Source organism: Rhodococcus spelaei (genome assembly GCF_006704125.1).
GTDB lineage: Bacteria > Actinomycetota > Actinomycetes > Mycobacteriales > Mycobacteriaceae > Rhodococcus_G > Rhodococcus_G spelaei.
Map to the genome: position 1 here is coordinate 37,583 of NZ_VIGH01000011.1, position 11,419 is coordinate 49,001.

General features: G+C 68.5%; 12 protein-coding genes and 1 riboswitch. Of the genes, 4 read left to right on the forward strand and 8 right to left on the reverse strand.

The window, feature by feature from the left end:
• Positions 1–94: 94 nt before the first annotated feature.
• Genes FK531_RS20865 through FK531_RS20880 form a run of 4 tightly spaced genes read right to left on the reverse strand, consistent with a single transcriptional unit; the run spans position 95 to position 3,563 of the window.
• A complete protein-coding gene (locus FK531_RS20865) occupies positions 95–775 on the reverse strand; it encodes an ABC transporter permease (protein WP_142102894.1) in 681 nt (226 codons plus the stop codon).
• Positions 772–1,464: an ABC transporter permease gene (locus FK531_RS20870; protein ID WP_142102895.1), complete on the reverse strand. Its 693-nt coding sequence runs from the start codon at positions 1,462–1,464 to the stop codon at positions 772–774. Before FK531_RS20870 ends, FK531_RS20865 begins: the two co-directional genes overlap by 4 nt.
• On the reverse strand, positions 1,464–2,609 hold the full coding sequence (locus FK531_RS20875) for an ABC transporter ATP-binding protein (RefSeq protein WP_142102897.1): 1,146 nt from the start codon (positions 2,607–2,609) through the stop codon (positions 1,464–1,466). Before FK531_RS20875 ends, FK531_RS20870 begins: the two co-directional genes overlap by 1 nt.
• Before the next feature lie 9 nt (positions 2,610–2,618).
• Positions 2,619–3,563 carry an ABC transporter substrate-binding protein gene (locus tag FK531_RS20880; protein WP_435531084.1) on the reverse strand — a complete coding sequence of 315 codons (945 nt, stop codon included), beginning with the start codon at positions 3,561–3,563 and terminating at the stop codon, positions 2,619–2,621.
• A gap of 7 nt (positions 3,564–3,570) precedes the next feature.
• Positions 3,571–3,663, reverse strand: a riboswitch (SAM riboswitch).
• 37 nt (positions 3,664–3,700) lie between these two features.
• Between FK531_RS20880 and FK531_RS20885 the strand changes: the two genes are divergently transcribed.
• A complete protein-coding gene (locus tag FK531_RS20885) occupies positions 3,701–4,339 on the forward strand; it encodes a glycine betaine ABC transporter substrate-binding protein (RefSeq protein WP_142102901.1) in 639 nt (212 codons plus the stop codon).
• Positions 4,340–4,403: 64 nt separating this feature from the next.
• Here the strand turns inward: FK531_RS20885 and FK531_RS20890 are convergent, their stop codons facing one another.
• Genes FK531_RS20890 through FK531_RS20900 form a run of 3 tightly spaced genes read right to left on the reverse strand, consistent with a single transcriptional unit; the run spans position 4,404 to position 7,754 of the window.
• On the reverse strand, positions 4,404–5,306 hold the full coding sequence (locus FK531_RS20890; RefSeq protein WP_142102903.1) for an alpha/beta hydrolase: 903 nt from the start codon (positions 5,304–5,306) through the stop codon (positions 4,404–4,406).
• Positions 5,307–5,310: 4 nt separating this feature from the next.
• Positions 5,311–6,147, reverse strand: a complete 837-nt coding sequence (locus tag FK531_RS20895) for an SDR family NAD(P)-dependent oxidoreductase (RefSeq protein ID WP_142102905.1) — start codon at positions 6,145–6,147, stop codon at positions 5,311–5,313.
• On the reverse strand, positions 6,144–7,754 hold the full coding sequence (locus FK531_RS20900) for a flavin-containing monooxygenase (protein WP_142102906.1): 1,611 nt from the start codon (positions 7,752–7,754) through the stop codon (positions 6,144–6,146). The genes FK531_RS20895 and FK531_RS20900 overlap by 4 nt, the downstream gene beginning before the upstream one ends.
• A 72-nt stretch (positions 7,755–7,826) precedes the next feature.
• On the opposite strand from FK531_RS20900, the gene FK531_RS20905 reads away from it, so the two are divergent.
• The 3 genes from FK531_RS20905 to FK531_RS20915 all read left to right on the forward strand — a co-directional run bounded on the left by FK531_RS20905 (position 7,827) and on the right by FK531_RS20915 (position 10,660).
• Positions 7,827–8,444, forward strand: coding sequence for a TetR/AcrR family transcriptional regulator (locus tag FK531_RS20905; RefSeq protein WP_142102908.1), 618 nt, complete (start codon positions 7,827–7,829; stop codon positions 8,442–8,444).
• Between the two features lie 92 nt (positions 8,445–8,536).
• Positions 8,537–9,532, forward strand: a complete 996-nt coding sequence (locus FK531_RS20910) for an MFS transporter (protein ID WP_142102910.1) — start codon at positions 8,537–8,539, stop codon at positions 9,530–9,532.
• Between the two features lie 450 nt (positions 9,533–9,982).
• Positions 9,983–10,660 (forward strand): pentapeptide repeat-containing protein, encoded by a 678-nt coding sequence (locus tag FK531_RS20915; protein WP_246098303.1) that lies wholly within the window; start codon positions 9,983–9,985, stop codon positions 10,658–10,660.
• Between the two features lie 37 nt (positions 10,661–10,697).
• On the opposite strand, the gene FK531_RS20920 is transcribed toward FK531_RS20915, so the two are convergent.
• Complete coding sequence (locus FK531_RS20920; protein WP_142102913.1) at positions 10,698–11,399, reverse strand: AAA family ATPase; 702 nt, start codon at positions 11,397–11,399, stop codon at positions 10,698–10,700.
• Positions 11,400–11,419: the final 20 nt, after the last annotated feature.

Consider the following 11,419-nt stretch of genomic DNA (forward strand, 5'->3'; position numbering starts at 1 on the left):
CTTCAGCCGGTCAGGCCGGGTGAAGGTTCCCATCACCCGTTTGTGGGGGCAGTGTGCAGTGTGCAGTGTGCAGGGGCGGGGTCAGTGGGCGGGGTCAGTGGGCGGGGGCGCGGCGCAGCCGACCGGTGCCGGGGACGGACGCCCAGACCGCGAGCGCGAGCACGCCGTCCACGATCAGGGCGAGCGCCGCGACCAGGACGGCGCCCACGACCACTCGCGGGTAGTCGCGGAGCGCGAGCCCGTCGAAGATGTACCGGCCGAGTCCGCCGAGGTTGACGTAGGCGGCGATCGTCGCGGTCGCGATGATCTGCAGCGTCGCGTTGCGCAGCCCGCCGACGATCAGCGGCAGGGCGTTGGGGACCTCGACCCGGCCGAGCACCTGCCGCTCGGTCATGCCCATCGCTCGGGCCGCGTCCACCACGACTGCGTCCACGTTGGCGACGCCGGCGTAGGTGCCGGCCAGGATCGGCGGGACCCCGAGCAGCACCAGCGCGATGATCGGCGGGACGAGGCCGAGTCCGAGCAGCAGCACCAGGAACGTCAACACGCCGAGGGTGGGCAGCGAGCGCAGCGAGTTGACCAGTCCGACCAGCACCGCCTCGCCGCGCCGGAAGTGGCCGATCAGCAGGCCGAGCGGGATCGCCACGGCGGCCGACACGACCAGCGCGAGCAGGCTGTACCAGAGGTGCTCGACGATGCGCGTGCCGATGCCTGTCGGGCCGGACCAGTTCGCGGGGTCGGCGATGTACTCGAACGCGGAGCCGAAGATGTTCACGCCGGACCCTCCACGTCACGCAGGACGTTGACCGGATCGGTGGCCTTGCGGCCCTTGCCCGTTCGGGTCCACGGCGTCAGGACGCGGCCGACGAGGTACAGCAGTGCGTCGAACACCAGCGCCAGGAACACGATGGCGATGATGCCGGCCAGGATCTGGTCGGGGTAGTCGCGCTGGTAGCCCTTGGTGAACAACTCTCCGAGGCCACCGATGCCGATCACCGACCCCACCGAGACCAGCGAGATGTTCGTGACCGCGACGACGCGAATGTTGGAGATCAGCACCGGAAGTGCCAGTGGCAGTTCGACGGTCAGTGCGCGCCGCAGCGGGGTGAAGCCCATCGCCGTCGCCGAGTCGATCACCTCCGCAGGCACCGAGTCGAGGGCTTCGGGCACGGCCCGGACCAGCAGCGCGCTCGAGTAGATCGCCAGTGCGATCACGACGTTGTTCTTGTCGAGAACGTCGAGTCCGAAAACGGCGGGGACGGTGACGAACAGCGCCAGCGACGGAATGGTGAACGCGACGGACGCGACGGTCGTCGTGGTCTTGCGCAGCCACGAGACGTTGCGGACCGCGGTGCCCAGCGGAACCGCCACGACCAGTCCGATCAGCAGCGGCAGCAGCGCGAGGTACAGGTGGGTCTCGGTCAGGTCGACGACATAAGAGAAGTTGTCGATCAGCCAGCGCATCAGCCGACCGTTTCGCCGTCGAAGAAGTGCCTGCCCCGTTCCCGGTCCTCGGCCTGACGCTGCTCGGCCAGCTTCCGAATCACCTCTGACCCGTGGATGCCGCCGACCACCGCGCCCGAGTCGTCCACGGCGACACCGATTCCCGAGGGCGAGGAGATGGCAGCGTCCAGGGCCTGGCGCAGGTCGCCGCCGCGGGTGAACAGCGAGCCGCCGGCCGCGGTGCTGTCGGACAGGGAGTTCCCGGCGCGGATGCCCTCGACTCCGGTGACGTCGATCCACCCCAGCGGCGTGCCGGCGTCGGCGACCACGAGCACCCACTCGCCCTGGTCGAGTCGCAGCGTGGACAGTTCCGCTTCGGTCGCGGTGCGGATCTCGTGCAGCGGCACCTGGTCGGCGGCCCGGAACGACAGCCCACGGTAGCCGCGGTCGCGGCCGACGAACGCCGCCACGAAGTCCGTTGCGGGGGAGGCGAGCACGGTCTGCGGCGGCGCGTACTGCTGCAGTCGTCCCTGCGGGCCGAACACCGCGACGCGGTCGCCGAGTTTGACCGCTTCGTCGATGTCGTGGGTGACGAACACGATGGTCTTGCGCAGGTCCGCCTGCAATCGGCGCATCTCGGCCTGCAGGTCCTCGCGGACGACCGGGTCGACCGCGCTGAACGGCTCGTCCATCAGCAGGATCGGTGGGTCCGCGGCCAGGGCGCGCGCGACGCCCACCCGCTGCTGCTGACCGCCGGACAGTTGGGCCGGGTAGCGGCCGGCCAGCGCGGGGTCGAGTCCGACCCGTTCGAGTACCTCGAGTGCGGCCTTGCGGGCGGCGCGGCGCGAATCGCCCCGCAGCACCGGGACGGTCGCGACGTTGTCGACCACCGTGCGGTGCGGGAGCAGTCCGGCGCCCTGGATGACGTAGCCGATGCCGAGGCGCAGCTGGACCACGTCGGTGTGCGCGATGTCCCGACCGTTCACCGTCACCGTGCCGGCGGTCGGGGTGATCATCCGGTTGATCATGCGCATCGACGTGGTCTTGCCGCACCCGGACGGTCCGACGAAGACGGTGAACGACTCGGCGTCGATGGCCAGGTCGAGGTCGTCGACGGCGACGGTGCCGTCGGGGTAGCGCTTGGTGACCGACTCGAAGCTGATCAACGCGAACGCCTAGGACACCGGCTTGTCGAGGCCCTGCGCGGCGACCCATTGCGCCGCCGCGGCCGAGGGTTCGGTCTTCGAGCTCCCCGACACCGAATCATTGAGGGCGACAAGCTGTTCGGTGGTGAGCTTCGCGGAGACCGCGTCCAGGACGGCGGCGAGCTTGTCCGACTTCTTACTTGCCCGCAGCAGGGGCACCACGTTCTGGGCCGGGAAGTTGTTCTTCGGGTCGGCGAGGACGACGAAGTTGTTCGCCGCGATGGCGGGCGAGGTGGTGAAGATGTTCGCCGCGGTGACCTTCCCGTCGGCGAGTGCCCTCACGGTCGCCGGTCCGCCGCCGTCCGCGATCGGCACGAAGTTGCCCGCGCTGATGTCGAGTCCGTAGTGCTCCTTGAGGCCGGGCAGGCCGACCGGGCGTTCCTGGAACTCGGCGGGCGCACCGAACTTCACGTCCGCCGAGTGCGGGGCCAGATCTGCGATGGAGGTCAGCTGCCACTGGTCGGCGGTGCCCCGGGTGACCACCACGGCATCCTTGTTCTCGCCGGGCGCGGGCGTGGCGATCGCCAGGTCGGAGCCGAGCGCGGCGGTCAGGGCGGCGTTCACGTCGGCGGCCGTGGTCGCGGTGGCGTTCTTGTCCAGGAATTGCAGCAGGTTGCCGGTGTAGTCCGGGATCACGTCGATCGACCCGGCTTTGACGGCGGGCACGTAGGCCTCGCGACTGCCGATGTTCAACTTGGTGCTGACGTCGAAGCCGTTGGCCTTCAAGGCGTCCGCGTAGATGTTCGCGACCGTCTCGGACTCGGGGAAGTTCGCCGAACCCACCACGATCGTGTTCGGGTCGGAGCTGGCGGTGCCGCCACTGCTCAGCGGGTCGGAGTTTCCGCAGCCCGCCACGGCGGTCAGTGCCAGGGCTGCCACGGCAGTGGCGATCGAGAGGCGGGGCGAGAACGTCATGCGCATCCTTCCATCGGTTCCGGCGTTAGCACCCGCCCGCGCTGGGGGCTGGTTGCTGCGGCGTCGTCAAGCCGGATCTCTCGGCCGCTCGAGATGGTGCTGGCGCTCAGTGTAACGATGGGTACGACATTTGCACGGTGAGCGAGGGAGCGTGGCGCGCGATGAAATCACGGCTGTGGGCCTGCGGGGTGGCCGTGGTCGCCTTGCTGCTGTCGGGCTGTTCGTCGGATGACTCGAGCCTGGCCGGTGCGCCCGCGCTGCCCGCGATCACCGTCGGGTCGGGGCAGTCCGCGGAGAGTCAGGTGTTGGCGGAGATCTACGCGAAGGTGCTGCGCGGCACGGGGTCCCCCGTCGACACGCGGCTCGGTCTGGCTCAGGGGGAGGACCTCACGGAACTGGACTCGGGCGCGGTGACCCTGGTGCCCGAGTACACGGGGCGCCTGCTCGAGCGCCTGCATCCCGGTGCCACCGAGACGAAACCGGACGCGGTCTTCGAGGAACTGAACCGGTCGCTGCCGACCGGGCTGTCGGTCTCCGACTACGGAATGGCCGAGGAACCGGGTAGCGGCGAGGCAGGCACGGACGGCAGCGGTGAGCCGGCGCAGAACGTGGTGCCGCTCATGCGTACCGGGGTGCTGACGGAGGCGCAGGTCAAGGCGCTCAATGTCGTTGCCGGCGAACTGACTTCGGCCGAACTCGCCCAGATGGGTGAGGCGGTGCGCCGCGGTGACCGCACAGCGGACCAGGCCGCCGCGGACTGGCTCGGCGCGCGGTAGACGCCCGCACGGGCGGTTGTCGTGACCGTCTCCCGACGTTCGCTCGACAGCCGCCCGTGCGCCGTCAGACCGGGGTCGACGCCAGCGCGCCGCGCAGGAACCCGCCGAGCTCGCGCACGGCCGCGTCGGCCTCGCGGAGCAGCGACGCCTGCAGGTGCGCCACGTGCCACAGTTCGGGGTACTCGGTGTACTCCACCGGAACCGCTGCCGCGCGCAGCTTGTCGACCAGTTCGACCACCTGCGGGTAGAGCACCTCGCTCGTGCCGATGTGCACGATGGTCGGCGGCAGTCCCGCCATGTCGCCCAGCAGCGGCGCGTATCCCGGGTCGGTGCGGTCGCCGCCGCCGAGGTACGCGTCCGCCGCATCGAACGACCACCTGGTGTTGATCACCAGATCGCGCTCGAACGGGGCGTCCCGGGAACCGGGATTCACCCACGGCGCGATCAGCCCGAGGGCAGCCGGTCGCACTCCGTGCCGATCGATCAGGGCCCGCGCCGCGGCCAGGGACAGTCCGCCGCCCGCCGAATCACCCGCGATGGCAACCTGATCGGCGCTGTACCCACGCTCGACGAGTAGTTCCAGGTAGGCGTCGATGGCGTCGTCGAGCGCCGCGGGGTACGGATTCTCCGGCGCCAAGCGGTAGTCGAGCACGTACACCGCGGCCTCGCTCGCGCGGGCCAGGTGCGCGGCCAGCGACCGGTGGGTCGCGGGCGACCCGAGCGTGTACCCGCCGCCGTGCAGGTACAGCACGGCGGTCGGGCGCTCGGTGGCACCCACCGTCACGCGCTCGACCCGGCGGCCGGCCAGCGTCGTCGGACGAACGACCGTGCCCGCAGGCAGCGTCTGCAGCGCCGAGCCGGCATCGATGACGCGCCGTGCCACCGGCGCCGGGAGCGAGGCGTGCAGCGCGAGCCGGTAGAACGGTCCGAGCGCGGCGGCCACCAGCGGCCGCGGCAGGTACGGCACCGGGCTACTTCGCTTTCGGCTTCGGCAGGACCCGGCCGGCGATCTCGGCGACCACGCGCTGGTAGCTGGAGCCGACCAGGCGCACCCAGGCGTCGAGGAACTTGGCGTCGAGGCCGATCAGCACGCGGGGCTTGCTCTTGCGGACGCCGCCCACGATGGTCTTGGCCGCGTCCTCGGGGGTGGTCCGGGCAAGCTTCTTGTCGAAGAACTCCGCGAAGGTGTCGAGGTCCTCGCCGGGTCCCGCCGTCGCATTGCGGGCGATCGCGGTCTTGATGCCGCCGGGATGCACACAGGTCACCTTGACCGGGTGCTTGGCGATCAGCATCTCCTGGCGCACCGACTCGGTGAAGCCGCGGACCGCGAACTTCGCCGAGTTGTAGGCGGACTGGCCCGGCATCGACAGCAGGCCGAACAGGCTCGAGATGTTGATCAGATGGCCGTCGCCGGACGCGATCAGGTGCGGCAGGAATGCCTTGGTGCCGTTGACGACTCCCCAGAAGTCGACATCCATGACCCGCTCGAAGTCCTTGAACTCGGACTTCTCGAACTCGCCGTGGTACGCGATGCCCGCGTTGTTGTAGACCTGGTTGACCTTGCCGAAGTATTCGACCACCGCGGCGGCGTACTCGAACACGGCTTCACGCTGGGTGACGTCGAGGTGGTCGGACTTGACCTCGGCGCCCAGTGCCTTCACCTGTCGGACGGCCTCGGCGAGCCCGACAGTGTCCAGGTCGGACAGGGCCAGCTTTGCGCCCTGTCCGGCGAGATTGAGGGCGAGGGCACGACCGATGCCCGATCCCGCGCCCGTGATGACCACTACCTTGCCGGTGAACTCGCTCATTCGGCTGCAACCTTCTCGTCGTCGATGTTCTGTTCGGCGTCGGCTGTGCCGACCATGATTTCAGTCGCGACGATCCGGTCGCCGGTGACGGTGGGCAGGTCTGTGGTGGCCACGCTGTCGTACGCCGCGAGATCGAACTTGCGGGTTATGCTCCGGAATTCGAAGGTGAATCCCGGCCACAGGGTGGTGTTGTTGCCGTGCTTGTCGAGGTACCAGCTGGCGCAGCCGCCGTTGTTCCAGACGCTGTGCGACAGCTTGTCCTGCAGCTCCCTGTTGTACCGGTCCTGCGCGTCCTGGCGGACCTCGATGGTCCCGATGTCGTGGCGTTCGACGGTGTTGATCGCGTCGACCACGTAGTTGAGCTGGGACTCGATCATGAACACCATCGAGGTGTGACCGAGGCCCGTGTTCGGGCCGACGAGGAAGAACATGTTGGGGAAGTTCGCGATCGCCGACCCCTTGTAGCCCTGCTGGCCGCTGTCGTCGAAAACCTGTGCGGCGCTGCGCCCGTCCTTGCCGATGATGCCGGCGAAGGTGGGGGAGTCGGTGACGTGGAAGCCGGTGGCGACCACGATGGCGTCGACCTCGCGGGCCTTGCCGGACTTGTCGACGACGGCATTGGCGGTGACCTCGGCGATGCCGTCGGTGACCAGCTCGGTGTTCGGCTGCGCGAGAGCCGGGTAGTAGTTGTTCGAGATCAGCATTCGCTTGCAGCCGATCTGGAAGTTCGGTGTGACCTTCTTGCGCAGGCCCTTGTCCTTGATCTGGCGGCGCAGGTGGACCTGGGCGGCTGCCTGCAGCGGCTTCATGAAGACCGGGGCCTTGGCCAGGCCGACGACCTGGGTCTCGCGCATGAGGTAGATGCCGAGGCGGGAGAGCTTCTGGAAGCCGGGGATGTACTTGAACGCGAGGTGCTCGGCCTTGGTGTACTCGCGGTCCGCGCGGGGCAGGATCCACGGTGCGGTGCGCTGGTAGACGTCGAGCTGGGACACCTTCGCGGCGAGCTGAGGGACGATCTGGATTGCTGAGGCGCCGGTGCCGATCACGGCGACGCGCTTGCCGGTGAGATCAGCGTCGTGGTTCCACCGGGCGGAGTGGAAGATCTCGCCCTTGAATCCCTCGATGCCCTTGATGGCCGGCAGCGACGGCTCGCACAGCGCGCCGACGGCGGAGACGACGATCTTGGCGACGAATGCGCCCTGCGAGGTCTGCACCTCCCAACGAGCGGTCGCGTTGTTCCACTGCGCGTACTGGACGTCGCAGTTGAAGACGTGCTTGTCGAGCACGTTGTACTTGCGCGAGACCGAGGAGATGTAGCGCTGGATCTCCGGCTGGGTGGAGAACGAGCGCGTCCAGTCCGGGTTCAGCGCGAACGAGTACGAGTACAGGTGCGAAGGGACGTCGCAGGCGGCACCGGGGTAGGTGTTGTCGCGCCAGGTTCCGCCGACGTCGGATCCGCGCTCGAGGACGACGAAGTTCGTCTTGCCCTCCTGGACCAGCTTGATAGCGGCGCCGAGCCCGGCGAAACCGCTGCCGATGATCAGAGTGTCGACCTCGCGCGGAGCGGCTCCGGGCTTCGCGGCAGTATCTGTAACTGGAAGACTCATGTATCGAAGAGTATGGCCTTACTGAGTCCCAGTCAATAGCCAATTGACTCGCGTTCAGTAAGCTGTCGATCCATGGTGGTAGTCAAGCGCACCCGGTTGAGCCCGGAGGAGCGTCGCGCCCAGCTGATCGACCTGGGCGCCCGGATGCTCGCCGATCGCCCGCTCGAGCAGATCTCGGTCGAGGAGATCGCCGACCAGGCCGGGGTGTCCCGTGGGCTGCTGTTCCACTACTTCGCTTCCAAGCGCGACTTCCACCTCGCGATCGTTCGGCACGTGAGCGCCGAGATGCTCGAGCGTACCGAGCCGGACCCGTCCCGCGAACCCCTCGAGATCCTGCATACCGCGATCGAGTCCTACGTCGATTACGTCTCGGAGAACCGGGACAGCTACGTCTCGCTGCTGCGCGGGACCGCCAGTGGCGACCCCGAGATGCGCGAGGAGTTCGAGCGGACCCGCGCGACCATGGCGTCCCGCATCGTGACGCGGCTGCCCAGCATCGGCATCGAACCCGATCACCGGATCGAGCTCGCGGTCCGCGGCTGGATCGCGTTCGTCGAGGAGGCCACCATCAGTTGGCTGCGGGACCCGCACATCACCCGTGAGGAGCTGATCGACCTCATCGTCACGGCGCTGCCCGCGGTCGCGATGAGCGCAGCCTCGGCCGCCGCACTGCTGGGCACCGCGAAGTAGCCGCGGAGGCGCCCGGGTCATACCCAGGTATCAGAGCCGATCTGGCTCTGCGGAGGGACGCGGCAAGGGCGGGTGTCCCTAGCGTCGATCGCATGGACATCCTCCGGTCACAGGTCCGCCCCGTCCTGGCCCGCCAACGGCCGCTCATGGTGATGGTCGCCGCGATGGTGCTGCTGGCGCTCGCCTCCGGGGTCGGCATGATCGTCGACGACCGCACCTTGCTGGGGGTGTCGGTCTGGGTCAAACCGTTCAAGTTCGCGATCGCCTTCGCTCTCTACGGTGCGACCTTGGCGTGGATGCTGAGCTTGCCGCACAAGGGAAGTCGATGGACGCGGGTACTGGCTGCCGCCTTCGCCGTCTTCGGACTCACCGACGTCGCCTTCATCGCGATTCAGGCGGCGCGCGGCACCTTCAGCCATTTCAACAAGTCCGACGACATGGTCAACTCGGTCGGGCAGACGATCTTCATGTACGGCGTGCTGGGCCTGTTCGCGGCCAATCTGCTGATTGCCGTCATCCTGCTGCGCCAGCGGTTGATCGATCGGCCGATCTCGCTGGCCGTCAAGTCCGGGCTCTGGCTGGCGCTGGCGGGGATGGCGATCGCCTACCTGGTCGGGTTCCAGGGCGGTCAGTCGGCGCGCGACGCCGACGGACACATGGTCGAGCTCGGCGCCCGGCACACCGTCGGCGCAACCGATGATCGTCCCGGCATGCCGATCACCCACTGGAGCACCGAGGGTGGGGATCTGCGCATCCCGCACTTCGTCGGACTGCACGCGCTGCAGGTCCTGCTGCTGGCGGCGGTGGTCCTGGCGGGGCTCGCTCCGCGCGTCACCTGGCTTCGCGACGAGTCCACACGGGCAGCGGTGATGGGCGTGCTCGCGGCCGGCTACGCGGGTCTGCTGGCGCTGCTGACCTGGCAGGCGCTGCGTGGACAGCCGCTGACCGACCCGGATCCGCTCACCGTGGTCGCCGCGGTCGGGCTGACGGCGGCCACAGTGCTCGGCGTCGTCGCCGTCCGCTCGCGCGCGCGGGTCGCCGACGGCCGGCCCGGTGCGCTTCCTGTCGAAACTCGAGCAGCGCACTAGTTGCGCCTCGGCGGCGATGCTCACGCCCGTGAGTCGGCCGAGCGTCAGGTCTCGACCGCTACGGGGTCGTCGTGCCGAGCTGGTACTTTGTGCGCAGTGCTCAACACAATTCGTCTGTGACCCAGACCCTTCGCGATGATCGTGCTCCGCGCCTTCGCGCGGTGGTGATTCCGTGTGCCCCGAGAGGGAACCCGATGTCGGGTTCCCGCCTCCCGCCCTGCACCGGAATCTCTACTGGGAGCTCAGCTGATCATGTCATCGTCATACCCGTCCATGTCACGCCCGACCGCCGAGTCGGCGCCCCTGCGACGCCAGGACTTGCGCGCCGACTGCGGAAGTTGTTTCGCCCTGTGCTGTACCGCCTTCGGATTCTCGCGATCAGTCGATTTCGCCGAGGACAAACCGGCCGGCTCGCCATGCCGACACCTCGGGTCGGAGTTCTCCTGCACTGTGCACGAGGGACTCCGCTCCCGGGGTTTCCGTGGCTGTACGGTCTTCGACTGCTTCGGCGCCGGACAGGTTGTATCGCAGCGACTGTTCTCCGGCCACAGCTGGCGCGAGCGTCCTGATACGCAGCAGCCCATGTTCTCGGCTTTCAAGATCATGAAGCAGCTGCACGAGATGCTGTGGTATCTGTCCGAAGCGCAGGTCCGTACCTATGACCCGGACGCTGCACAGGACGCCCGCGAACTCGCATCCGTCATTACCGCGCTGACTCGCGACAGCCTGGCCGAACTGTTCTCGGTAGACGTCGACGCCCTGCACACCGCGGTCAGAGCAATTCTCATCGAGGTCAGCGAGGAGGTTCGGGCGTCGTACTTCGCCGAAGTCGGCCATCTCGACCCGAGCCTCGGCGCCGGGGCGGACCTCGCCGGGGCGCATCTGCGGGCGCGCAGTCTGTGCGGGGCCGATCTGCGCGGCTCCTGTCTGATCGCCGCGGATCTGCGGGGAAGCGACTTGACCGCGGTGGACCTGCTCGGGGCGGATCTGCGTGATGCCAGGTTGGCGGGCGCCGATCTCTCGGCCGCGTTGTACCTCACCCAGCCTCAGGTCAACGCTGCCAAGGGGAACGCCGACACCCGTCTGCCCGCCGGTGTTTCCGCTCCTCCGCACTGGCGACGTCGTTAGCGGGACGGGCGCGCCGCATCGATTCCGGTGCGGCGCGTCACAGGTGCCGCAGGAACCGCTCCGGGCCGTCGAGGAACGACCGCCAACTGCGGACCAGTTCGAGCTCCGACCAGTCCGGGTACTCGGTGCCGTCCTCCGTGAGTTCCCAGATCTCGGCACCGGGGCAGGCCGCGAGCACGGGGGAGTGGGTGGCCATGACCACCTGTGAGCCTTCGGCCGCAAGGTCTTTGATCACGCCGAGCAGCGCCAGACAGGACTGGAACGAGAGCGCGGCCTCGGGCTCGTCCAGGATCCACAGGCCCACTCCGACAGGTCGGTCCGCGACGTAGCGCAGGAACGACTGACCGTGCGAGAGTTCGTTGAGGCCCTGGTCGGCGTCGCGGACGCGGTCGGTGTCGGCCCTGTCGAACAGCGAGTGCATCGACTCGGCCCGCAGGAAGCAGCCGCCGTACGGCTTCGGCTGCGCGCCAACGCAACTCAGATGCCGAGGCAGGTCGGTGTCCTCGGTGCTGCCGCCCGCCGACCACAGTCGGTCCTGGGCGCCGCGGAAACCGGACTGCCAGGCGCCGGCGATCGCCTCGACGAGGGTGGACTTGCCGACCCCGTTCTCGCCGACGATCACCGTCACGGGGTTGGTGAAGTCGATCCCGTCCCGGCACAGTTCGGCGATCACCGGGACCTGGAGATACCACGAAGCCGGGTCGAATCCACTCCGTGGAGTGAACTCGACCCGGCTCAGGGCGAGAGGGTGGTTCAGTG

Coding starts and splice junctions, on each gene's coding strand:
- FK531_RS20905 (WP_142102908.1), top strand. CDS start 7,827: ATGGTGGTAGTCAAGCGCACCCGGTTGAGCCCGGAGGAGCGTCGCGCC.
- FK531_RS20870 (WP_142102895.1), bottom strand. CDS start 1,464: ATGCGCTGGCTGATCGACAACTTCTCTTATGTCGTCGACCTGACCGAG.
- FK531_RS20895 (WP_142102905.1), bottom strand. CDS start 6,147: ATGAGCGAGTTCACCGGCAAGGTAGTGGTCATCACGGGCGCGGGATCG.
- FK531_RS20910 (WP_142102910.1), top strand. CDS start 8,537: ATGGACATCCTCCGGTCACAGGTCCGCCCCGTCCTGGCCCGCCAACGG.
- FK531_RS20880 (WP_435531084.1), bottom strand. CDS start 3,563: ATGACGTTCTCGCCCCGCCTCTCGATCGCCACTGCCGTGGCAGCCCTG.
- FK531_RS20900 (WP_142102906.1), bottom strand. CDS start 7,754: ATGAGTCTTCCAGTTACAGATACTGCCGCGAAGCCCGGAGCCGCTCCG.